Origin of the sequence: Salmonella sp. NW38, from assembly GCF_051807745.1 — a bacterium.
Lineage (GTDB): Bacteria > Pseudomonadota > Gammaproteobacteria > Enterobacterales > Enterobacteriaceae > Salmonella > Salmonella enterica.
In genome coordinates, this window is the sequence record NZ_JAMMTO010000002.1 from 196,627 (window position 1) to 220,101 (window position 23,475).

The 23,475-nt window shown below is 53.2% G+C and carries 23 protein-coding genes; 14 read left to right on the plus strand and 9 right to left on the minus strand.

What is annotated here, in order from left to right; genetic code table 11:
* Nucleotides 1-14 precede the first annotated feature (14 nt).
* The 8 genes from NA624_RS04760 (at nucleotide 15) to NA624_RS04795 (ending at nucleotide 6,499) form a co-directional block, all read left to right on the plus strand.
* Nucleotides 15-452: a DNA polymerase III subunit psi gene (locus NA624_RS04760; RefSeq protein ID WP_000204003.1), complete on the plus strand. Its 438-nt coding sequence runs from the start codon at nucleotides 15-17 to the stop codon at nucleotides 450-452.
* A complete protein-coding gene (gene rimI, locus NA624_RS04765; protein WP_001092435.1) occupies nucleotides 397-843 on the plus strand; it encodes a ribosomal protein S18-alanine N-acetyltransferase in 447 nt (148 codons plus the stop codon). Before NA624_RS04760 ends, rimI begins: the two co-directional genes overlap by 56 nt.
* 21 nt (nucleotides 844-864) lie before the next feature.
* Nucleotides 865-1,542 carry a pyrimidine 5'-nucleotidase gene (yjjG, locus tag NA624_RS04770; RefSeq protein ID WP_000870687.1) on the plus strand — a complete coding sequence of 226 codons (678 nt, stop codon included), beginning with the start codon at nucleotides 865-867 and terminating at the stop codon, nucleotides 1,540-1,542.
* A gap of 91 nt (nucleotides 1,543-1,633) precedes the next feature.
* The gene (prfC, locus tag NA624_RS04775; protein WP_000175965.1) at nucleotides 1,634-3,223 is read left to right on the plus strand and encodes a peptide chain release factor 3; all 1,590 of its coding nucleotides are present in this window, start codon (nucleotides 1,634-1,636) and stop codon (nucleotides 3,221-3,223) included.
* 401 nt (nucleotides 3,224-3,624) lie between these two features.
* Nucleotides 3,625-4,242, plus strand: a complete 618-nt coding sequence (gene osmY, locus NA624_RS04780; protein ID WP_000178963.1) for a molecular chaperone OsmY — start codon at nucleotides 3,625-3,627, stop codon at nucleotides 4,240-4,242.
* Nucleotides 4,243-4,370: 128 nt separating this feature from the next.
* Complete coding sequence (locus tag NA624_RS04785; protein ID WP_000490276.1) at nucleotides 4,371-4,532, plus strand: DUF1328 domain-containing protein; 162 nt, start codon at nucleotides 4,371-4,373, stop codon at nucleotides 4,530-4,532.
* Between the two features lie 123 nt (nucleotides 4,533-4,655).
* Nucleotides 4,656-5,729 carry a patatin-like phospholipase family protein gene (locus NA624_RS04790; protein WP_000531540.1) on the plus strand — a complete coding sequence of 358 codons (1,074 nt, stop codon included), beginning with the start codon at nucleotides 4,656-4,658 and terminating at the stop codon, nucleotides 5,727-5,729.
* Entirely contained in the window at nucleotides 5,726-6,499 is a 774-nt protein-coding gene (locus NA624_RS04795) for a metal-dependent hydrolase (protein WP_000119014.1), read from the plus strand. Before NA624_RS04790 ends, NA624_RS04795 begins: the two co-directional genes overlap by 4 nt.
* 32 nt (nucleotides 6,500-6,531) lie before the next feature.
* Here NA624_RS04795 and NA624_RS04800 read toward each other — a convergent pair whose 3' ends face one another.
* Both NA624_RS04800 and NA624_RS04805 read right to left on the minus strand, forming a co-directional pair.
* Nucleotides 6,532-7,395, minus strand: coding sequence for a YjjW family glycine radical enzyme activase (locus NA624_RS04800; RefSeq protein ID WP_001064951.1), 864 nt, complete (start codon nucleotides 7,393-7,395; stop codon nucleotides 6,532-6,534).
* The gene (locus NA624_RS04805; protein ID WP_001111695.1) at nucleotides 7,367-8,917 is read right to left on the minus strand and encodes a YjjI family glycine radical enzyme; all 1,551 of its coding nucleotides are present in this window, start codon (nucleotides 8,915-8,917) and stop codon (nucleotides 7,367-7,369) included. The genes NA624_RS04800 and NA624_RS04805 overlap by 29 nt, the downstream gene beginning before the upstream one ends.
* Before the next feature lie 259 nt (nucleotides 8,918-9,176).
* Here NA624_RS04805 and deoC point away from each other — a divergent pair, with 259 nt between their 5' ends.
* From deoC to deoD, 4 genes are all read left to right on the plus strand, one after another.
* The gene (gene deoC, locus NA624_RS04810) at nucleotides 9,177-9,956 is read left to right on the plus strand and encodes a deoxyribose-phosphate aldolase (protein WP_001519713.1); all 780 of its coding nucleotides are present in this window, start codon (nucleotides 9,177-9,179) and stop codon (nucleotides 9,954-9,956) included.
* A gap of 123 nt (nucleotides 9,957-10,079) precedes the next feature.
* Nucleotides 10,080-11,402: a thymidine phosphorylase gene (gene deoA / locus NA624_RS04815; RefSeq protein ID WP_000477840.1), complete on the plus strand. Its 1,323-nt coding sequence runs from the start codon at nucleotides 10,080-10,082 to the stop codon at nucleotides 11,400-11,402.
* A 51-nt stretch (nucleotides 11,403-11,453) separates the two neighbouring features.
* A complete protein-coding gene (gene deoB / locus NA624_RS04820; protein WP_000816452.1) occupies nucleotides 11,454-12,677 on the plus strand; it encodes a phosphopentomutase in 1,224 nt (407 codons plus the stop codon).
* 209 nt (nucleotides 12,678-12,886) lie between these two features.
* Nucleotides 12,887-13,606, plus strand: a complete 720-nt coding sequence (gene deoD / locus NA624_RS04825; RefSeq protein ID WP_000224864.1) for a purine-nucleoside phosphorylase — start codon at nucleotides 12,887-12,889, stop codon at nucleotides 13,604-13,606.
* Between the two features lie 37 nt (nucleotides 13,607-13,643).
* Here deoD and NA624_RS04830 read toward each other — a convergent pair whose 3' ends face one another.
* From NA624_RS04830 to NA624_RS04860, 7 genes are all read right to left on the minus strand, one after another.
* Nucleotides 13,644-14,216 carry a membrane protein gene (locus NA624_RS04830; RefSeq protein WP_000841610.1) on the minus strand — a complete coding sequence of 191 codons (573 nt, stop codon included), beginning with the start codon at nucleotides 14,214-14,216 and terminating at the stop codon, nucleotides 13,644-13,646.
* The gene (locus NA624_RS04835; protein WP_000877658.1) at nucleotides 14,213-16,621 is read right to left on the minus strand and encodes a fimbrial biogenesis outer membrane usher protein; all 2,409 of its coding nucleotides are present in this window, start codon (nucleotides 16,619-16,621) and stop codon (nucleotides 14,213-14,215) included. The genes NA624_RS04830 and NA624_RS04835 overlap by 4 nt, the downstream gene beginning before the upstream one ends.
* A 13-nt stretch (nucleotides 16,622-16,634) precedes the next feature.
* Nucleotides 16,635-17,342, minus strand: a complete 708-nt coding sequence (gene stjC, locus NA624_RS04840; RefSeq protein WP_001112028.1) for a fimbrial biogenesis chaperone StjC — start codon at nucleotides 17,340-17,342, stop codon at nucleotides 16,635-16,637.
* Between the two features lie 77 nt (nucleotides 17,343-17,419).
* The gene (locus NA624_RS04845; RefSeq protein ID WP_000722272.1) at nucleotides 17,420-18,109 is read right to left on the minus strand and encodes a DUF1120 domain-containing protein; all 690 of its coding nucleotides are present in this window, start codon (nucleotides 18,107-18,109) and stop codon (nucleotides 17,420-17,422) included.
* Nucleotides 18,110-18,156: 47 nt separating this feature from the next.
* Complete coding sequence (locus NA624_RS04850; protein ID WP_000734712.1) at nucleotides 18,157-18,846, minus strand: DUF1120 domain-containing protein; 690 nt, start codon at nucleotides 18,844-18,846, stop codon at nucleotides 18,157-18,159.
* A 310-nt stretch (nucleotides 18,847-19,156) separates the two neighbouring features.
* On the minus strand, nucleotides 19,157-20,173 hold the full coding sequence (gene lplA, locus NA624_RS04855) for a lipoate--protein ligase LplA (protein WP_000209776.1): 1,017 nt from the start codon (nucleotides 20,171-20,173) through the stop codon (nucleotides 19,157-19,159).
* Between the two features lie 33 nt (nucleotides 20,174-20,206).
* Entirely contained in the window at nucleotides 20,207-20,851 is a 645-nt protein-coding gene (locus NA624_RS04860; protein ID WP_000090067.1) for a YtjB family periplasmic protein, read from the minus strand.
* A 116-nt stretch (nucleotides 20,852-20,967) separates the two neighbouring features.
* Here NA624_RS04860 and serB point away from each other — a divergent pair, with 116 nt between their 5' ends.
* Together serB and radA are read left to right on the plus strand one after the other, a co-directional pair.
* A complete protein-coding gene (serB, locus tag NA624_RS04865) occupies nucleotides 20,968-21,936 on the plus strand; it encodes a phosphoserine phosphatase (RefSeq protein ID WP_001132941.1) in 969 nt (322 codons plus the stop codon).
* Between the two features lie 83 nt (nucleotides 21,937-22,019).
* A complete protein-coding gene (gene radA / locus NA624_RS04870; RefSeq protein WP_001029710.1) occupies nucleotides 22,020-23,402 on the plus strand; it encodes a DNA repair protein RadA in 1,383 nt (460 codons plus the stop codon).
* Nucleotides 23,403-23,475 lie beyond the last annotated feature (73 nt).

The window sequence follows — 23,475 nt, forward strand, 5'->3', positions numbered from 1 at the left end:
AGGAGCGTTTCGCTATGACATCCCGACGAGACTGGCAGTTACAGCAACTGGGTATTACGCAGTGGGCGCTGCGACGTCCTGGCGCGCTACAAGGCGAGATTGCGATTTCCCTTCCCGCGCACGTTCGTCTGATCGTGGTTGCAGAGGAATTACCCGCGCTGAACGAGCCGCTAATGCGCGATATTTTACGCGCGTTGACCGTGAGTCCCGATCAGGTTTTATCCCTGGCGCCTGAGCGCGTCGCCATGCTGCCGCAGGGCAGCCGTTGTAATAGCTGGCGGTTAGGAACTGACGCGCCGCTCCAACTCGAAGGCGCTCAGGTCACGACGCCGGCGTTTAATGAACTCCGGGCAAACCCGGCGGCACGCGCCGCACTATGGCAACAAATCTGCGAACATGAACACGATTTCTATCCTCAGCACGACCGATCTCCCCGCAGCCTGGCAGATTGAGCAACGCGCTCATGCGTTTCCGTGGAGCGAAAAAACGTTTTTCGGCAACCAGGGCGAACGGTATCTCAACCTTAAGCTGACCGCTGATGACAGAATGGCCGCGTTTGCTATTACACAGGTGGTGCTGGACGAAGCGACGCTGTTCAATATTGCCGTCGATCCGGATTTTCAGCGTCGGGGGCTGGGGCGTATGCTGCTTGAGCATCTGATTGATGAACTGGAAAAACGTGGGGTTGTAACGCTATGGCTGGAGGTACGCGCCTCTAACGCTGCCGCCATCGCGCTGTATGAAAGTCTGGGGTTTAACGAGGCGACGATTCGCCGCAATTACTATCCCACGGCACAAGGGCATGAGGACGCCATCATCATGGCGTTACCGATAAGCATGTAATAAAAGAGGCAAGGTGTAATGATGAAGTGGGACTGGATTTTCTTTGATGCCGATGAAACGCTGTTTACGTTTGATTCTTTCACCGGCTTACAGCGGATGTTCCTTGACTATAGCGTCACCTTTACCGCTGAGGATTTCCAGGATTACCAGGCCGTGAATAAGCCGCTATGGGTGGATTATCAGAACGGCGCGATTACTTCATTACAATTGCAGCACGCGCGCTTTCAAAGTTGGGCTGAACGGCTAAACGTTGCGCCGGGGCTGCTGAATGACGCTTTTATTAGTGCGATGGCGGAGATCTGTTCTCCTTTGCCGGGCGCCGTTTCGCTACTTAATGTGATTCGCGGGCAGGCTAAAATCGGTATTATTACTAACGGTTTTACCGCGCTACAACAAACTCGTCTGGAGCGCACCGGGCTGCGCGAGTATTTCGATCTGCTGGTGATTTCCGAGCAGGTTGGCGTCGCGAAGCCCGATCCGAAAATCTTTAACTACGCCCTGGAGCAGGCGGGGAATCCTGACCGCTCGCGCGTATTAATGGTTGGCGATACCGCGGAGTCCGATATTCTTGGCGGCATTAACGCCGGGCTGTCGACCTGCTGGCTTAACGCGCATCATCGCGAGCAGCCCGCGGGTATTCATCCAACCTGGACTGTGGCGTCATTAAGCGAACTGGAGCAGCTCCTGTGTAAACACTGATTGCCTCCCCCTGGTTGATGGGTAAAATAGCCGCATTTTTCGTATTCAACATGCGTGGTCAAACGCCGCGCTTACTCAAGAAGATTTGACTATGACGTTGTCTCCTTATTTGCAAGAGGTGGCCAAACGCCGCACTTTTGCCATTATTTCTCACCCGGACGCCGGTAAAACCACCATTACCGAAAAAGTGTTGCTGTTCGGACAGGCGATTCAGACCGCCGGTACGGTAAAAGGCCGTGGCTCCAGCCAACATGCAAAATCTGACTGGATGGAGATGGAAAAACAGCGTGGTATCTCTATCACCACCTCGGTGATGCAGTTCCCGTATCACGACTGTCTGGTGAACCTGCTGGACACCCCGGGGCACGAAGACTTCTCCGAAGATACCTACCGTACCCTGACGGCGGTGGACTGCTGTCTGATGGTGATCGACGCCGCAAAAGGCGTTGAGGACAGGACTCGTAAGCTGATGGAAGTTACCCGTCTGCGTGATACGCCAATCCTGACCTTTATGAACAAACTCGACCGTGATATCCGCGACCCGATGGAGCTGCTGGATGAAGTCGAGAATGAGCTGAAAATCGGCTGCGCGCCGATCACCTGGCCGATTGGCTGCGGCAAGCTGTTTAAGGGCGTTTATCACCTTTATAAAGATGAAACTTATCTGTATCAGACCGGTAAGGGCCACACCATTCAGGAAGTGCGCATCGTTAAAGGGCTGAATAACCCGGATCTGGACGCCGCCGTCGGTGAAGACCTGGCGCAGCAACTGCGCGACGAGCTGGAACTGGTGCAGGGCGCGTCTAACGAGTTTGATGAAGAGTTGTTCCTGGCAGGGGAAATTACCCCGGTATTTTTCGGTACCGCGCTGGGTAACTTTGGCGTTGACCATATGCTGGATGGTTTAGTGGCGTGGGCACCCGCGCCGATGCCGCGTCAAACCGATACCCGCACAGTGGAAGCCTCGGAAGAGAAATTCACCGGTTTTGTCTTTAAAATTCAGGCCAATATGGATCCGAAACACCGCGACCGCGTGGCGTTTATGCGCGTGGTTTCCGGTAAGTATGAGAAGGGCATGAAGCTACGCCAGGTCCGTACCGGCAAAGATGTGGTGATTTCCGACGCGTTAACATTTATGGCGGGCGATCGTTCGCACGTTGAAGAAGCGTACCCGGGCGATATTTTGGGTCTGCATAACCACGGCACCATTCAGATCGGCGATACCTTCACTCAGGGCGAGATGATGAAGTTTACCGGTATCCCGAACTTTGCGCCGGAACTGTTCCGTCGTATTCGCCTGAAAGATCCGCTCAAGCAGAAGCAGCTACTGAAAGGGCTGGTGCAGCTTTCTGAAGAGGGGGCGGTTCAGGTATTCCGTCCCATCTCCAACAACGATCTGATTGTCGGCGCCGTGGGCGTTTTGCAGTTTGACGTTGTTGTCGCGCGTCTGAAAAGCGAATACAACGTTGAGGCGATTTATGAATCCGTCAACGTGGCGACGGCGCGCTGGGTGGAAAGCGCCGATGCGAAGAAATTCGAAGAGTTTAAGCGTAAGAATGAAACGCAGCTGGCGCTGGATGGCGGCGACAACCTCACCTATATCGCCCCCACGATGGTTAACCTGAACCTGACCCAGGAACGTTACCCTGACGTTCAGTTCCGTAAAACGCGCGAACACTGATCCCTTTCCGGGCGCGGCATCCGCCGCGCCTTCGTACTTTCCCTGCCTTTTTAACCGCTTACGGAATGTTCTTAAATCCCGCGTTTTTTCTCCGATCTGCCTGTTTTTTATACGCACCGACAAGCGATTTTAAAATTGTGATCTATATTTAACAAAGTGATGACATAAATGTCGGCTTTAATGCCTGTTCAATGCGTGAATATGAGAGCTTAAAGCTGAGATTTGTTTCAGTCACGATATTAATAACTGAAACGGAAGGGTGGCAGGCGACGCGTCGTTACAAATTCACGAATGTGATGCCAGTCATTGACTTCAGAAACCGGTGAGTTTCACCGCATTCAGCAATGCAACCTCGTGTTGCCTGAGCTCAAATTACGAGCAAACTATACAGGACAAAATCGATGACTATGACAAGACTGAAGATTTCTAAAACTCTGCTGGCCGTAATGTTGACCTCTGCCGTTGCGACAGGTTCTGCCTTTGCAGAAAACGCAACAACGGACAAGGCGCAAAGCGGAACCGAAACCGCAGGGCAAAAAGTCGATAGCTCTATGAATAAAGTCGGTAACTTCATGGATGACAGCGCCATCACTGCGAAAGTAAAAGCTGCGCTGGTAGACCATGACAATATTAAAAGCACCGATATTTCTGTCGAAACCAATCAGAAAGTCGTCACCCTGAGCGGCTTTGTAGAAAGTCAGGCGCAGGCTGAAGCCGCCGTGAAAGTGGCGAAAGGCGTAGAAGGCGTGACCTCCGTTAGCGACAAACTTCACGTTCGCGACAATAAAGAAGGTTCCGTGAAAGGTTATGCCGGTGATACGGCCACGACCAGTGAAGTCAAAGCCAAGTTGCTGGCGGACGATCTCGTCCCTTCCCGTAAAGTAAAAGTGGAAACGACCGATGGCGTTGTACAGCTCTCCGGTACTGTTGAAACTCAGGAACAAAGCGACCGCGCTGAAAGCATCGCGAAAGCCGTTGATGGCGTAAAAAGTGTTAAAAACGATCTGAAAGTTCAGTAATTCGTCGTAATTCGTCCTCCCGACGTTTGTCGGGAGGCGTAATGTGCACCACACTAAAAATATCGCGAATGAGTAGCCTGAGCGCTCATATTTAGCGGTCGACATTAACTATGGTAAAGGAGAGGCTTATGTTTCGTTGGGGCATTATATTTCTGGTTATCGCGTTAATTGCCGCCGCATTGGGTTTTGGTGGACTGGCTGGTACGGCTGCCGGCGCGGCGAAAATCGTCTTCGTCGTCGGGATCGTGCTCTTCCTGGTCAGCCTGTTCATGGGCCGTAAACGACCCTAGCAGGCAGCTGTAAAGATATATTGCTATCAAGCCAGTCCAGCGGACTGGCTTTTACGGTTTTAGCCGTTAACGTTTTGCGTTACCTTGTCAGCCTGGAAAAAAATGAAAAACAGGAAGGCAGAGGTGGGCCAGCGAATACCAGTTACGCTCGGCAATATTGCGCCGTTATCATTAACACCGTTCCGGCCAGGCCGTATGGCGCTGGTCTGCGAGGGTGGCGGGCAGCGGGGCATCTTTACCGCAGGCGTGCTGGATGAGTTTATGCGCGCGCAGTTTAATCCTTTCCATCTCTACTTCGGCACATCAGCCGGTGCGCAAAATCTCTCGGCGTATCTCTGCAACCAGCCCGGCTACGGGCGTAAAGTCATTATGCGCTATACCACCAGGCGCGAATTTTTTGATCCGCTGCGATTTGTACGCGGAGGAAACCTTATTGACCTCGACTGGCTGGTGGAATCCACCGCCGCCCGAATGCCGCTGCAGATGGATACCGCAGCGCGCCTGTTCGACAGCGGAAAATCCTTTTATATGTGCGCCTGCCGGGGGGATGATTACACGCCGGGCTATTTTTCGCCGACAAAACAAAACTGGCTTGATATCATTCGCGCCTCCAGCGCCATACCGGGTTTCTACCGTACCGGCGTTACGTTAGAGGGCATCAACTATCTGGACGGTGGCATTAGCGACGCCATTCCGGTTCAGGAGGCGGCAAAGCGGGGGGCGAAAACCATTGTGGTGATCCGCACCGTACCCTCGCAAATGTATTACACGCCGCAGTGGTTTAAGCGTATGGAGCGCTGGCTGGGGGAGAGCAGTCTACAGCCGTTGGTCAACCTGGTGCAGCATCATGAAACGTCCTACAGCGCGATCCAACAATTTATTGAAAAGCCGCCGGGTAAGCTGCGGATCATTGAAATTTATCCGCCGAAACCGCTGCACAGCATGGCGCTGGGCAGCCGTATCCCGGCGCTGCGTGAGGATTACAAAACCGGGCAATTATGCGGGCGTTATTTCCTTGCCACCGTTGGTAAATTGCTCGCCGCAACGCCGCCTCTCTTGCGCCATACGTCGCGGATTGCCGTGCCGGAAACGGTGGTCGTGCCTCCGGCGCCGGTGGCCAATGATACGCATGTGGCGGAGGTCATTAGCGCGCCGCAGGCAAACGACACCACATTTACCGACGAGGATCTGGCGTGAGCTGGCGCTTTATTGATACACACTGCCATTTTGATTTCCCGCCCTTTACGGGCGATGAGCGCGCCAGTATTCAGCGTGCCTGTGAGGCGGGAGTTGAAAAAATCATCGTGCCGGCGACCGAGGCGGCGCACTTTCCCCGCGTGCTGGCGCTGGCGGCGCGTTTCCCGTCGCTTTATGCTGCGCTGGGATTGCACCCCATTGTGATTGAGCGTCATGCCGATGACGATCCTGATAAGCTGCAACAAGCGCTGGCGCAACAACAGAACGTCGTGGCGGTAGGCGAGATCGGTCTCGATCTTTATCGCGACGATCCGCAGTTCACCAGGCAAGAGCGATTTTTAGACGCGCAGCTGCAACTGGCAAAACGCTACGATCTGCCGGTGATCCTGCACTCGCGGCGCACGCATGACAAACTGGCGATGCACTTAAAGCGCCAGGATCTGCCGCGAACCGGTGTGGTGCATGGTTTTGCCGGCAGTCTGCAACAGGCCGAACGCTTTGTGCGACTGGGCTATAAAATCGGCGTCGGCGGCACCATCACCTACCCGCGCGCCAGTAAAACCCGTGATGTTATGGCGCGGTTGCCGCTGGACGCGCTGTTGCTGGAGACCGATGCGCCGGATATGCCGCTAAAGGGGTTTCAGGGGCAGCCGAATCGCCCGGAGCAGGCGGCGCGAGTATTTGATGCGCTCTGCGAATTACGTCCGGAGCCCGCAGAGGTGATAGCCGATACGCTGTATCGCAATACCATTACCTTGTTTCGGCTCTGAGGGCATCGCAGCCGCTGTCCGGCAGGTGACGCTTACAAATATAGCGCCGGCAAAATCAGTTTCGCCACCCCACGCGCGCGCAATCCGTCAGCCAGCTGTTCCACCTCTTGCGGCGTCGCGCCTGGCCAGGCTTTCGCTTCGCCATAGACGCCATGCGCATGAAAGGCATTCAAACGCACCGGAACCTCGCCCAGCGAAGTAATAAACGCCGCCAGTGAATCGATATGCGCCGCATAGTCCACCTGACCCGGGATAACCAGCAACCGCAGCTCCGCCAGTTTTCCCCGCGCAGCAAGAAAGCGGATACTGCGCTTAATATGCGTGTTATCACGTCCGGTCAGACGGTGATGACACTCGCTCTTCCAGGCTTTCAGATCGAGCATTACGCCGTCGCAAACCGGCAGTAGTTTTTGCCAGCCGGTCTCGCTTAACTGACCATTACTGTCCACCAGACAGGTCAGCCGTTGTAACTGCGGATCGGCTTTGATCGCCGTAAATAGCGCCACAATAAACGGTAATTGCGTGGTCGCCTCTCCGCCGCTGACGGTAATACCTTCAATAAACAGCGATGCTTTACGAATATGACGCAGCACATCGTCAACGCTCATGGTTTGCGCCATTGGCGTTGCCCGCTGTGGGCACATTTTCAGGCAGGTATCGCACTGCTCGCAGACGTCCGACCGCCATACCACTTTCCCGCCATCAACGCTGAGGGCGTGATGCGGACACTGCGATACGCATTCCCCGCAGTCGTTACAGCGTCCCATCGTCCACGGGTTATGGCAATTCTTACAGCGCAAATTGCAGCCCTGTAAGAATAATGCCAGGCGGCTGCCTGGCCCATCGACGCAGGAAAACGCAATGATCTTACTGACTAAAGCGCATCTGTTGTTCATGGCTGACTACGCGTGGCTGTCGTTCCAGGATGCGGGTATTACGTGCGGCTTCTTCTCCCAGCCAGGTGGTATTCGTGCGCGAGCCTTCGGCGCGAAATTTCGCCAGATCCGACAGGCGCACCATATAACCGGTGACGCGCACCAGATCGTTGCCGCTGACATTGGCGGTAAATTCCCGCATCCCGGCTTTGAACGCGCCAAGACAAAGCTGAACCAGCGCCTGCGGATTACGCTTGATGGTTTCGTCCAGCGTCAGAATGTCGCTGATCCCGGCATGATAAAAGGCATGGTGCGGTGCGACGGTTTGCAAATGGGTGATAGGGTCCGGTTCATCGCCATACGGCAGACGCGCGCCCGGCGTAGTGCCGATATCGGAACTTATGCCAGACTGGGCATGGAGCAGCGCCCGTTGCTTCCAGCCATACTTCACTGGCGTATTTTCGACGAAATCCGCCAGTTGGGCGCTGATACGGTAGCCCAGCTCGTTCGCCGTTTCATTCTTGCCGTAACGGGCGGTCAGGCCCGCGTTTTCGCACAGCAGGTTCACGGCTTCCGCCAGCCCGTACATACCGAACATCGGCGCAAAACGTTCGGGATCGATCAAACCTTCCTGTACAAGAAAGCTATTCTCAAAGAAATGTGACTTTTCATAGAGGAATTCACATCGTGAATTAATGATGGCGATCTGCTGTCGGCAGTAGTGCGGTAGCGTGCGTGAAAAGAAGTCATCGACAGACGTACTGCGTTCTGCCACGGCTTTCAGGTTGAGACGTACCAGCGTACTGCCGCCGCCGCCAAGCGGTAGCGAGTTATAACAACTGACGATGCCATAATGGCCTTTTGTGAAAATTTTATCATTTACAGGGCCGTTGGAAATGTGTGGCTTACTGCATTCGCAAATGTTTTTGGCGACCTCCAGCAGCAGATCGTCCGGCGTAATTTCCGCATCGTAGATAAACGTCAGGTTAGGCGCCACCTGATTTAGCTCGGCATCAGCGCGCAAAATCGCTCGTGTGACAGGCGTATCGGCAGGGCCAATATTGGCATGCATAAAGGCGTCTGGCAGCGTTCTGTCGAGATAACGCCAGAAACGTTTTATTCGAATATCGATCGCATCTTGTGTTAGAATTCTAACATACGGTTGCAGCAACGCATCAAGCTGGCCGAGATAAACCGGCATGGACGTCACGGAAGGTACGTGATGATACAGAATGGTGAGTAGGGATAACGCATCATCCAGATCTTTCGCGCCTTCCAGTTCCAGCCACTGTGAACCGTTAGCCAGAAATCGGGCGTAATCGGGCAACACGTAGCGCGGTTTGAAGGGGGCGTGCCCCTCAAACATATCGCAAATGACGCCTTCATCCAGCGCCTGGCGGGCATCTTCCGGCAGGGTGGGATAAGGCAGGGCGTTTTCAGCTTCCAGCGCCAGAAAATGGCGTTTTTGTTCAGGCGTGAGCACCGGGCTGGTCACAATTTGCTGGCAACGCTGCTGGAGCGCAGTTTCGCATGAGGCAGGCATCTTCGTTTCCTCTTTATGCCGGGACGATGCGCTATTGTAGAAAATGGCGGCAAACCGACTTTGATCCTGATGCGCTTATCGCTCGAAGAACAGACGGTGACGGCGGGATAATTTGATTCAGATCTCATTACAGTAATGCAAATTTGTACGTAGTTTTCATTAACTGTGATGTATATCGAAGTGTAATCGCGAGTGAATGTTAGAATATTAACAGACTCGCAAGGTGAAATTTTATACGGCAATGCCGTTGGAGAATGTCATGACTGATTTAAAAGCAAGCAGCCTGCGTGCGCTCAAACTGATGGATCTGACCACTCTGAACGATGACGACACCAATGAAAAAGTGATCGCGTTGTGTCATCAGGCAAAAACCCCGGTCGGGAATACGGCGGCGATTTGTATTTACCCGCGTTTTATCCCGATTGCGCGTAAGACTCTGAAAGAACAAGGTACGCCGGACATCCGCATTGCAACGGTGACTAACTTCCCGCATGGCAATGATGACATCGATATTGCGCTGGCGGAAACCCGTGCGGCGATCGCCTACGGCGCTGACGAAGTGGACGTGGTATTCCCGTACCGTGCGTTGATCGCCGGTAACGAGCAGGTGGGTTTTGACCTGGTAAAAGCCTGTAAAGACGCTTGTGCCGCAGCGAACGTATTGCTGAAAGTGATCATCGAAACCGGCGAGCTGAAAGAAGAGGCGCTGATTCGTAAAGCCTCTGAAATCTCCATTAAAGCCGGTGCGGATTTCATCAAAACCTCTACCGGTAAAGTGCCGGTAAACGCTACGCCGGAAAGCGCGCGCATCATGATGGAAGTGATCCGCGACATGGGCGTTTCCAAAACCGTTGGCTTCAAACCGGCGGGCGGCGTACGTACGGCGGAAGACGCGCAGAAATTCCTCGCGATTGCAGACGAACTGTTTGGCGCTGACTGGGCAGATTCTCGTCACTACCGCTTTGGCGCATCCAGCCTGCTGGCAAGCCTGCTGAAAGCGCTGGGTCACGGCGACGGTAAGAGCGCCAGCAGCTACTAAGCTCTGATTTGCCGGATGGCGCTGCGCTTATCCGGCCTACAAATCCAGGCCTGTAGGCCGGATAAGGCGTTAACCGCCATCCGGCGATGTAAGCCTTCTACTCTTTTCCCTCAGGAGGGTACCGTGTTTCTCGCACAAGAAATTATTCGTAAAAAGCGTGATGGTCATGCGTTGAGTGACGAAGAAATTCGTTTCTTTATCAATGGTATTCGTGACAATACTATCTCTGAAGGGCAGATTGCCGCCCTGGCGATGACCATCTTCTTCCACGATATGACCATGCCGGAGCGTGTTTCGCTGACCATGGCGATGCGGGATTCCGGTACTGTCCTTGACTGGAAAAGCCTGAATCTCAATGGCCCGATTGTCGATAAGCATTCGACCGGCGGCGTAGGGGACGTGACGTCTCTGATGCTGGGGCCAATGGTAGCGGCCTGCGGCGGTTATGTACCGATGATCTCCGGTCGCGGCCTCGGACATACCGGCGGTACGCTCGATAAACTGGAAGCGATCCCGGGCTTCGACATCTTCCCGGACGACAACCGTTTCCGCGAAATTATTCAAGACGTGGGTGTGGCGATTATTGGGCAAACCAGCTCGCTTGCACCGGCGGACAAACGTTTTTACGCCACCCGCGATATTACCGCGACGGTGGACTCTATTCCGCTGATCACTGGTTCCATCCTCGCCAAGAAACTGGCCGAAGGGCTGGATGCGCTGGTAATGGACGTCAAAGTCGGCAGCGGCGCGTTTATGCCAACCTATGAACTTTCTGAAGCCCTTGCTGAAGCGATTGTCGGCGTGGCAAACGGCGCGGGAGTTCGCACTACGGCGTTGTTAACCGATATGAATCAGGTGCTGGCTTCAAGCGCCGGTAACGCGGTGGAAGTGCGTGAAGCCGTGCAGTTCCTGACCGGTGAATACCGCAATCCGCGCTTGTTTGACGTCACTATGGCGCTATGTGTGGAGATGCTGATCTCCGGCCAGCTGGCGAAAGACGACGCCGAAGCGCGTGCCAAACTGCAGGCGGTGCTGGATAACGGTAAAGCGGCAGAAGTCTTTGGTCGTATGGTGGCCGCGCAGAAAGGGCCGAGCGATTTCGTTGAGAACTACGATAAATACCTGCCGACCGCCATGTTGAGCAAAGCGGTATATGCTGATACCGAAGGGTTTATCAGCGCAATGGATACGCGTGCGCTGGGGATGGCGGTCGTCTCGATGGGCGGCGGCCGTCGTCAGGCGTCTGACACCATTGATTACAGCGTTGGCTTTACCGACATGGCCCGTCTGGGCGACAGCATCGACGGGCAGCGCCCGCTGGCGGTGATTCATGCCAAAGACGAAACCAGTTGGCAGGAAGCGGCGAAGGCCGTCAAAGCGGCAATTATCCTTGACGATAAAGCGCCAGCAAGCACACCTTCGGTCTATCGTCGAATTACTGAATAGTTGTATACTGATCTGATCAATTATTTTTGAAGCACTAAGTACGGAGAAGATATGAAACGTGCATTTATTATGGTGCTGGACTCATTCGGCATCGGCGCTACTGAAGACGCGGATCGTTTTGGCGACGTAGGTTCCGACACTCTGGGCCACATCGCAGAAGCTTGCGCCAAAGGCGAAGCTGACAATGGCCGTAAGGGCCCGTTGAATCTGCCTAACCTGACTCGTCTGGGGCTGGTGAAAGCGCATGAAGGCTCTACCGGTAAAATTGCCGCTGGCATGGACGGCAACGCGGACGTTATTGGCGCATACGCATGGGCGCACGAACTGTCCTCCGGCAAAGATACGCCGTCCGGCCACTGGGAAATCGCTGGCGTGCCGGTGCTATTCGACTGGGGTTACTTCAGCGACCACGAAAACAGCTTCCCGCAGGAACTGCTGGATAAGCTGGTAAAACGCGCCAACCTGCCGGGCTATCTCGGTAACTGCCACTCTTCCGGTACCGTTATTCTGGACCAGCTCGGCGAAGAGCACATGAAAACCGGCAAGCCGATTTTCTACACCTCCGCTGACTCCGTGTTCCAGATTGCCTGCCACGAAGAGACCTTTGGCCTGGATAAACTCAACGAGCTGTGCGAAATCGCCCGTGAAGAGCTGACCGAAGGCGGCTACAACATTGGCCGCGTGATCGCGCGTCCGTTTATCGGCGACAAGGCCGGTAACTTCCAGCGTACCGGCAACCGTCACGACCTGGCCGTAGAACCGCCAGCGCCGACCGTGCTGCAGAAACTGGTCGATGAAAAACAGGGCCACGTGGTGTCCGTCGGTAAGATTGCCGACATCTACGCCAACTGCGGCATCACTAAGAAAGTGAAAGCGACCGGTCTGGACGCGCTGTTCGACGCGACCCTCAAAGAGATGAAAGAAGCGGGCGATAAAACCATCGTCTTCACCAACTTTGTTGACTTCGACTCTTCCTGGGGCCACCGTCGCGACATCGCGGGCTACGCCGCAGGTCTGGAACTGTTTGACCGCCGTCTGCCGGAGTTGATGGAGCTGGTGGGGGAAGATGACATTCTGATCCTGACCGCTGACCACGGCTGTGACCCGAGCTGGACCGGTACTGACCATACCCGTGAGCACATTCCGGTGCTGATCTACGGTCCAAAAGTCAAACCGGGCTCTTTAGGTCACCGTGAAACCTTCGCGGATATCGGCCAGACGCTGGCGACCTACTTTGGTACATCGCCGATGGACTACGGTAAAAACATGCTGTGATACCCGTTGTCTTTCGCGCTGTAGATGCGTTGACTTCATTCGCTCACCCCGGTCACATAGTTTATCTATGCTCCCGGGGATTCACGAATTCGTCGCCTTCCTACAACGCGAAATCCTTAGGGTATTTCACTGTTTTTACAGACGTTTTGTAGGCCTGATAAGGCGTAGCCGCCATCAGGCAATAACAACAAATTTAAAGGGAACTGAAGATGGCAACTCCACATATTAATGCAGAAATGGGTGATTTCGCTGACGTCGTATTGATGCCGGGCGACCCGCTGCGCGCGAAGCACATTGCTGAGACTTTCCTCGAAGATGTTCGCGAAGTGAACAACGTTCGCGGCATGTTAGGTTTCACCGGGACTTACAAAGGCCGTAAGATCTCCGTGATGGGCCACGGTATGGGTATCCCGTCCTGCTCCATCTACACCAAAGAGCTGATCACCGATTTCGGCGTGAAGAAAATCATTCGCGTCGGCTCCTGCGGCGCTGTGCGCATGGACGTCAAACTGCGCGACGTGGTGATCGGTATGGGTGCCTGCACCGACTCCAAAGTGAACCGTATCCGTTTTAAAGATCATGACTTCGCGGCTATCGCTGACTTCGACATGGTACGTAACGCGGTTGACGCGGCAAAAGCGCTGGGCGTAGACGCGCGCGTAGGCAACCTGTTCTCCGCTGACCTGTTCTACTCTCCGGACGGCGAAATGTTCGACGTGATGGAAAAATACGGCGTACTGGGCGTAGAGATGGAAGCGGCGGGCATCTACGGCGTTGCGGCTGAGTTTGGCGCGAAAGCACTGACCATCTGCACCGTGTCCGACCACATCCGTACCCACGAGCAGACCACGGCCGCTGAACGTCAGACGACCTTCAACGACATGATCAAAATCGCACTGGAATCCGTACTGCTGGGCGATAAAGAGTAAGATTGTGAAGGGGGCCAGAGCAGGCCCCCTTCATCGTTTATTTCGTCAGCACTTCCCACTGTAAATTGCTTTCTAGCATGACCGTATCGGTAGAATGTGTAAATTGATTATCGTTCAAGACAGGTGTTAATGTCAGCGTGACGTTCATCATTTTCCCACTGACCTGCTGGTTATTATCCATCGCGATAATACCGTTGTTATTATGTAGCAACAGACTATCCAGGGCACTGTCATTGGGAGCAAAGCTCACTCTATCAAGGGTGCTGGCAATAGGATAACTTTTACCATCTACTATCATCTGACTAACACGTACGACGAGACCACCGTTATTTCCAAAATAAAATCGTCCCTTTTCCCCCGCAGAGGCCTGCACAAAAAGAGCAATATTCTGGCTTTTTGGGCAACTCACACTAACGTGAATCTCCTGTGAAGACATTTGATTCCAGCCTTGCTGAGAATTGACGATATCATCTTGCTTAAGCCAGCCAAAGCTGACGTTTGGCGAAGAGAACGTTATTTGGCAGTCATCGTCGGCACGGGCTGATGGAGGGAGTAGTGCGGTGAAGATACAACATATAGCAATCCTCAACCATTTGCTGTTGGATTTCATTGACAGACTCCCTTTGCCGTTTCATAAAATGCCTCTTTATCCTGGATTTTCTGCAGCGTGTAGTTGATGCGACACAGACGATTCATATTATCATCAGCGGCATATAACGCAGGATTATCCGCAACATCGGTGATAAATACGCGTCCGCTGTCGACAGCGCTGACCAAATAGTTATTTTTTTCATCTACAATGCTGGTGCCTTTAGGTAGCCATGAGCCGTCCGGACGCTTTACTGCCAGCATCACACGGCGTGTATTCAGCACGTTGAAATCCAGTACCCGAAAAGCGCTGTGCGCGACGGTAATATTCTTAATACCGTTTGCCAGTTCCATACTCTTTGGTAGCGTATTCGCATTAACCTCTACGCGGGATTTCCGCCATTCAGTTAGCCCCGGAATGACGGCCTGCCCCCAGCGGTCAGTCCAGATTCGCCCCTGTGGCGTGGCGATTTCAATGCCGCTTTCTGGTTCACTCAGGCGTGCGATAGCAAAGGTATTTTTGATGGTGTAAGGCGAGAACGTTATGCCATGTTCGTGTGCAGCGATGCCCCCGCTGAAGGTTGCGTTATAGTTGCGGTAATTATCGCCATCAGTGCCGCCGCCCACGCTGAGTTGAGTGTAATGGAGATTGCTATTGAGATTACCGTTGAAGCTATTTTGCTGGTTTTTTGCATCACGATCCGCAGAAATATAGTAATGGGTATCTTTACTCAGCGAACCATTATTTTGTAGCCCGTAGGTTGTTTTATCACCTTGATTACGCATATAAGCGCCGACGCGCTGCTCACCTAGTGGAATGCTGATGTTGATGTAAAACATATCATCATCATTACTGCCGTTATGATTCTCATCATCCTGATTAACAGCGTGCTGCCAGTTAGCGGTAATTGAGGCATATTTAAATGTTTTGCCCCAGGAAGCCATTATACTGCTAGAGTCGTTGTCATTATCCGTAGCCTGATAAGTGTAATAACCCAGAGAGAAGGTACCTAACAGATTATGGTTCCAGGCGATATTAGCACTGGAGCTGCTTTGGTATTCGTAAGCATCTTTATTGAGCGCATCCGTTAACTCTCGATATCCGTCGCTGTAGCGGGCGGTACTGACGTCAAGGCTAATTTCCCCGGGCAGCGCCATGCTGGCGCGTAGTTCACTTTTCGCACCCTGCAGAGATTCGCCAAAGGACGCTTTACTGCCCAGCATTGAGCCGGAAAACGTCCATTTGTTGGTTGGAAGCCATTGCAGCATACCTCCTGCCGCTTGATAGTCTTGTGCCAGTACGCCAGACGCCTGCGCCAGCCAGTTTTCACTCAGTTTCCAACCATCGCTGATGTTATAGATCCAGGGGAGAGAATAGTCGCTGGTGGTATCACGTACGCGCCCTATGGACATTGTCAAGCCTGCGGGCGTGAGTTCGCGTAAATTAAAGGATACTGCCGGCACCGTGAAGGTTGTCGTTGAGCCATCGGTTTCAACGACGCTGACGTTAAGGTCGGTATTGCTGCGTATGATGGGGACATTTTCAAGGGTAAATGCCCCAGCGTTCACTGGTGCGGTATAAATAATCTGTCCGGACTGACGAACTTCAACGCGAGCCTGGTGGGTTCGGGCAATACCGTTAATGGTTACGCCTTGTGTATCCTGTGCCAGCCCTTGTTCAGGGATAAGCTGTACGCCGTTGATCGGCGCGCCACTGAATAGACTGGAGTTGACGTTGATCTGCCCAACTTGCGCACGCATTTTTTGTGCCTGAAATACGTGCTCCGCATAGGTATATAGACTATCGGTACGGTATTCTCCATCATTATTCGTCAGCATGTAGCGGCTGCGCAGCGTCCATTCCGCGAAGTTTAAGCCAGCTTCAAGGTTTGCCTGAGCATAGTTTCGGCTATCGCTACCGGATGACTCGCTGCGACTGGCGTACAGGTTATAGTTAAATAACCCGGCGGTGCCGCCTTTAATCACGTTGTTTAGCGAGAGTAAGTTATTATCCAGAGCCTGCGCCGGAACAAAAAGCTCCAGCGATTCACTGTTTGGCAGTGGGGTAATAATCGCTGAGGGATAATCTTCTTGTAGGCTATGGCATGTTTCTTTGGCGCTGATATTAAGCGGTACGAGCCCGCTGGCGCTGAGGAAATCGTCATCCACGCAAAGCTGGCCTTCTGTGTCGAAACGCGCGACCAACGACCCTCTATTTACGCCATTGATCTTTACCATGACGGTGTGGCTGCCTGGTAGAAAACGCGGCGCACGGGAAAAATATTGTGCCACGTTGGGGCTAATGCCTCTGGAGGTGAGAATACCCATGTCAAAATTCAGCTCCTCCGCCAGAGCCGAAAACGTCGTGGTCGCCAGTGAGCAATAAAGCGCAGTTTTGATGTATAGCGGCAGTTTTGAATACTTCACGTGCTAGCTCTCATCACGGCACCAGCGGTGAGGTAAAGCTGGGGACTTCAATGCCGTAACGGCTGGCAGGGTAAAAACGTACGGATGTATCAGCAGCAAGGGGCGTTTTTATACTGACGTTCAATGTTTCGCCGGGCAGAATATAGGTTTTTTTAATCGTGCCTTCGCCACCGGAAGGTAAGAAGGTAATATTTTGGGCTAAACGTACAACGTAGGGAGACGGATTTTTGACGTTGATTGTTTGTCCGTTTCTGGACCAGGTTAATAATTTCCAGGCATCAGTAACGACCGGTAGATTTTTAGGACGAATTAATACCGGCAAATCCTGGCGTAGATTAAAACCTATTTTCATTCCCTTATTGGTAGATTTCGGAGGAATACCTTCAAACGTGACGCGCTTATAGTGCTCGACGGTGAGCGGTTCCGTGCTTTCCATAATAAAGCGTAGTTGCTGCTGCTGGCCTGCTTCAACGCGAACAACCGGTTGAGTGACATCCAGCTTCACACCATTGTCGTCAGGTAAATCAACGACGGTGGTATATAACAAAGCCGGATTGCTGTCGGTGTTTTTAACATTCATTACGCCGCTGTGTGTGGATTCTTCAATCACCAGTAGCGTAGTTTCCGGTACCATGCCGGCAGCGTTAGCCTGTGAAAAGAGTGCTGAAAAAACAAAGGGGACGCTGAGTAATAATAATGGAAGTTTAGTCACTGCTGGCATCAGAATTAGTCCTTTAATTTTAATCTGTCTCCCCATAATAAGGGAGACAGATCAATAACCTTTTTATACGGTCTGGATCAGAGATATTTAAGCGTGATGGTTGCCTGACCATCCAGAACAGTATCATCAGTAATGGCCAGCGTTGCAGTATCCTGAATGGCCAGTGAGGTTTTCAGCGGGAAAATGGCAAGAGTATACGGAACCGGTTCGGTGGTGCCTTTTGTAGCAACGGTAAACATTTCCATATTGCCGTTTTTGATAATCCCGGTGGTGGACTTCTGCCAGACTGGGCTATCAACGGTTCCTGAGATAGCGTCAGATTTTACACCATCAGCGGTAACGTTCGCGGTATCGGTATAAATAGAGAACGCGCCGATTTTTACACCTTCGGTTGTTTTGCCAACGCCGTAGGACATTGTGGTATCAGATACTATACCATTAGTCATATTGCCATTGGCTATGGAGATAACGGATGCGCCTGGGTGGGTGTCCGCACGGTCATCGGTAATAGTCCAGGCTGCTTTGGTTGCAGATGGACAAGAGATACTCAGAGAGACATCTTTAGTGCCCAGTTGGTTTACATCGGTTGCGGAAAGTGTGGCGAGGCGGATAGTACCGTAATCAACCACGCCGCCGTCGCTGAGTTCTGGGGTACAACCGCCAACAATCAGTTGACCGGTGACTTTTAATACGGCGGTGGTGTCAGCATTCACGCTGGTTGTAGCAAAGGCTGCTGCAATTGCAGTAATAAGCAAAATTTTTTTCATTATAGTTCCATTAAAGAGGTGTTGAATATTCCATGTGAATGCTGGAGTTACAGATATACGAGTGTAAAGGTCGCCTGACCATCAAGCGTGGTGTTATCGGTAATAGCCAGTGTGTCCGTTCCCTGTATAGCGGCAGCTACGCGTATAGGAAATGTTGCAATGGTAAAAGCGGCGGGGCCATTTTCATCGCCGACACTATATGTAGTGATATTTGGAAATGTATTTGTAAGCGCAACGAATTCGTTTCCTGTGATAGCCCACAAATCTGGATTATTACTACTTGACGCTACCATTTTCGTCTGAATTCCATCGGCGGTCGCATTATTCAAGTCCATAGAGAGGCCGAATGAACCAATGTTGATACCACCTGCTGTTTTACCCAGACCTAGCTGATAGTTTGGTATTCTATTGTTCTGATGTCTAAATGTTGCGTCATCGATAGTCAATGATGTTACCGAATCGGCATGATTATCGGTAGCGGTCCAGCCAACTTTTGCCGGTGCAAGACACTGAATCGTGAGTGTTATATCTTTGTATCCCAGTTGATTCGTCTCAGTTGGCAGCAGATCGCTAACGGCCTTAGTACCGAAATCTACAACCCCACCATCACTTAACTCTGGTATACATGCGCCGTTGGTTAAAACGCCAGTCAGTTTTAATACAGCAGTGGATTCAACCGCTTGCGCTGAAGTTGATAATCCTATTACGACAGAGGTCGCTATTAATAATTTTTTCATCAGTAATCCCTAACGATTAAGTATATTTCCAAAGAACATGTAATGCGCGCCGGGATTCTATGAAGAGAATGATAGGTTGTAAATTTAATAAAATTAAATCTTGCTTAAGAAAAACTTTAATCATCATTGGTGATGATAAAAGGTTTATAATTCGCTGGGTTTATGAAGTGCGGGGGAATAATATTAATTTTAAAGATTATAGTAGTTGGCGAGTGTGTTTTAACTATTTGTGCTATTCGCTCATTTTTCAGAATATGTTGTTATGTTTAAATAATATCAGAGACACATTCATCTCTCTGATATTATTCATTTAGCGCACTGCTCCGGCAATCCACGCCGATAATTCCCGCAGTTCTTTTTCCTGCTCCGGGAAATCAACCAGTAACGCTTCGCACGCCTGTTGCAGCATATCCGCGCGGTACAAACACCCTTGCAGTCGCCCCGCCAGCGCTTCCAGCGGTGCCGGGTTCAGGCTATCGGTAAACACCTGCGCACGGGTGATATGACCTTTCTCGACGTCAAAATGCAGCTCGACGCCGCCCCAGGTGAAGCGTTCGTCCAGCAGATGGCTGAACGCCGGTGCCTGGCCGAAATTCCACTCCCAACTGCTCTGGCGCGCAAAGGTTTCGGCAAAATTCGGCAGATCCGGCGTTTTATCCGGTGAGATCACTTCCGCGTCGACGCGTTCGCCGTAATGGGCGAAAAAGGCTTCAGTGACCGCCTGGCAGACCTGTTCATGGGTGATACTCGGTATTAGCTCGGTAAGATTGGTCACGCGGGAGCGAACGGAGGTAATCCCTTTCGCCGCAAGTTTCTTTTTATCGGGATTCAGATAGTTCGCCAGACGGCTGAGGTCGGCGTTCAACAGCAGCGTACCGTGATGGAAACCGCGATCTTTGGTTTCGCGATAGGCTGAACCGGAGACTTTGCGATCGCCGTCCGGCGTTTTTACGACCAGATCGTTGCGTCCCGAAGCATCGGCCATGACCCCCAGCGAATTCAGCGCCGCGAGCACAATATGGGTGGAGATGGTTTTATCGTATTCCGGTTTACCGGCCATAAAGGTAAAGCAGGTATTACCGAGGTCATGGAATACCGCGCCGCCGCCGCTGCTACGGCGGGCCAGACGGACGTTATCTTCTTCCATACGCCGCGTATTACACTCTTTCCACGGGTTTTGCGCGCGTCCAATCACCACCGTATCCGCGTTGCGCCACAGGAACAGCACGCGCTGGGTGGCGGGCATCTGGCGGAAAATGCACTCCTCGACCGCCAGGTTAAACCAGGGATCGTAAGAGTCAGAAATAAGCAGGCGTAATGTAGTCATGGTGGTTTTCCTTACCTTTATTAAGCCGTCATTTTACTCTTTTTCCTCACGCTCTTCCTCTTCCGGAACAGGCTTGCTGGCCGTTAGCAGGAAGGGCGACTGCTGCCAGCGGGTGCGTTTACCTTGTAGCAAGGTGCGCGTCAGCACCACGCCTATCGCCAGCGAGAGTAGCAGCATCAGGCGTAGAATGTTGGTGGTGTTATCGACCTGCTTTGCTTCGGTGGCCAGCGTGTGGGTATCCAGCGTCAGACGCAGGTAACCCAAGGGGCCGTTTTTCCCCTGGATAGGCTCGACAATTTGTTGGTTAAAATAGCTGCCCGCTTTTTTGCCATCCAGCGCCAGCCTGTCGCGCACATTGACGCTTTCGCCAGCGCGAGTAATAAGATCGCCCTGTTCATCATAGACGCCGGCATCCAGAATACGGCTCTCTTGCGTGAGCTGACGCAGCACGGCGTTGATGCGATTTTCATCCGGTGTTTCGCTGCGCATCAGCGGGGCGATGTTGAGCGTCACCTGGCGCGCCAGCGTGCGGGCCAGCTCTTCCAGCTGCGGATTGCGCTGTCGCTGGTGGTTTTGACTAAACCAGGACGCGCCCTGCATGAGCGCGACGAGCAGTGTGAGACAGAACAATACAATGACTGCACGATGCAGCCGAAATTTCAGTTTTGCGCGAGCCATATTCCACCTGCTGAAAATTTGAGGCTTAATGTTGCCAGAAGCGATGGTTACAAGGTAGCCTCATGCGTTATTTTCCGCGGGGCGGTTACCGGCCTGAACGATTTACAGGAGCTTTAATGCCTAACATTACCTGGTGCGATCTGCCTGAAGATGTCTCTTTATGGCCTGGTTTGCCTCTTTCTTTAAGCGGCGACGAGGTGATGCCTCTGGATTACCATGCAGGCCGCAGCGGTTGGCTGCTGTATGGGCGCGGGCTGGATAAGCAGCGTTTAACTCTATATCAGACCAAACTGGGCGCCGCAATGGTGATTGTCGCCGCCTGGTGCGTGGAGGATTATCAGGTCATTCGTCTGGCGGGGTCGCTGACGCCGCGTGCGACGCGGCTGGCGCATGAGGCGCAGCTGGATGTCGCGCCGCTGGGTAAAATTCCGCATCTGCGCACGCCGGGGCTGCTGGTGATGGATATGGATTCCACGGCGATCCAGATTGAGTGTATCGATGAAATCGCGAAGCTGGCCGGTACCGGTGAGAAGGTGGCTGAAGTGACGGAGCGCGCGATGCGCGGCGAGCTTGATTTTACCGCCAGCCTGCGTAGCCGCGTGGCGACGCTGAAAGGCGCGGATGCCGATATTTTGCGCCAGGTGCGCGGGAATCTGCCGCTAATGCCAGGATTAACGCAGTTGGTGCTAAAACTGGAAGCGCTTGGCTGGAAAATCGCTATCGCCTCCGGCGGCTTCACTTTCTTCGCCGACTATCTGCGTGACCAGCTACGTCTGACGGCGGCGGTCGCCAATGAGCTGGAGATCATGGACGGTAAATTTACCGGTCACGTTATCGGCGATATTGTGGATGCTGAGTATAAAGCCAATACCTTGCTTCGTCTGGCGCAAGAGCATGATATCCCGCTGGCGCAGACGGTGGCGATTGGCGATGGTGCTAACGATCTGCCAATGATCAAAGCGGCAGGGTTAGGTATTGCCTTCCATGCCAAGCCAAAAGTAAACGAAAAGACGGAGATTACGATCCGCCACGCTGACCTGATGGGCGTGTTTTGCATTCTCTCCGGCAGCATGAACCAGAAATGATTAACCTGCCCAATGGCAAGGCGACCGTAGGCCGGATAAGCGCCAGCGCCATCCGGCAACAGCGTTAACGAAAGAGGTAAAACGTGGCAAAAGCTCCAAAACGCGCCTTTGTTTGTAATGAATGCGGGGCCGATTACCCGCGCTGGCAGGGGCAATGCAGCGCCTGCCATGCCTGGAACACCATTACCGAGGTGCGCCTTGCCGCGTCGCCGACGGTGGCGCGTAACGAACGTCTGAGCGGATACGCCGGCAGTGCGGGCGTATCAAAAGTGCAGAAACTGTCTGACATCAGTCTTGAGGAACTGCCGCGCTTTTCTACCGGTTTTAAAGAGTTTGACCGCGTGCTGGGCGGCGGGGTGGTACCCGGCAGCGCCATTTTGATTGGCGGTAATCCCGGCGCGGGCAAATCAACGTTGCTGCTGCAAACGCTGTGCAAGCTCGCCGAGCAGATGAAAACACTGTACGTCACCGGCGAAGAGTCGCTACAGCAGGTGGCGATGCGCGCGCACCGTCTCGGCCTGCCGACCGCTAATCTGAATATGCTCTCCGAAACCAGCATCGAGCAGATCTGCCTGATTGCCGAAGAAGAACAGCCGAAGCTAATGGTGATCGACTCTATACAGGTGATGCATATGGCGGACATCCAGTCGTCGCCGGGCAGCGTCGCCCAGGTGCGCGAAACGGCAGCCTACCTGACGCGCTTCGCCAAAACGCGCGGCGTGGCGATCGTGATGGTCGGCCACGTCACCAAAGACGGGTCGCTGGCGGGGCCGAAAGTGCTGGAACACTGTATCGATTGCTCAGTATTGCTCGACGGCGACGCCGATTCTCGTTTTCGCACGCTGCGCAGCCACAAAAACCGCTTTGGCGCAGTCAATGAGCTGGGCGTCTTCGCCATGACCGAACAGGGGTTGCGCGAAGTGAGCAATCCGTCCGCCATCTTTTTAAGCCGCGGCGATGAGGTCACTTCCGGCAGTTCAGTGATGGTCGTCTGGGAAGGCACGCGACCGTTGCTGGTGGAGATTCAGGCGCTGGTCGATCACTCGATGATGGCGAACCCCAGACGCGTGGCGGTCGGTCTGGAACAAAACCGTCTGGCAATCCTGCTGGCGGTGCTGCACCGACACGGCGGTCTGCAAATGTCGGATCAGGACGTCTTCGTCAACGTGGTCGGCGGCGTGAAAGTCACCGAAACCAGCGCGGATCTGGCTTTACTGCTGGCGATGGTCTCCAGCCTGCGTGACAGGCCGTTGCCGCAGGATCTGGTGGTGTTTGGCGAAGTGGGGCTGGCAGGCGAGATTCGTCCGGTGCCGAGCGGGCAGGAGCGTATTTCCGAGGCGGCGAAACACGGTTTTCGTCGGGCGATTGTGCCTGCCGCCAACGTACCGAAAAAGCCGCCGGAAGGAATGCAGGTGTTCGGTGTTAAAAAGCTCGCAGATGCGTTAAGCGTGTTTGACGACTTATAATTCGCTGTATGCAGCGATGTTGTATAATTTGCCGGATGGCGATGCAATGCGTCTTATCCGGCCTACGGATTGA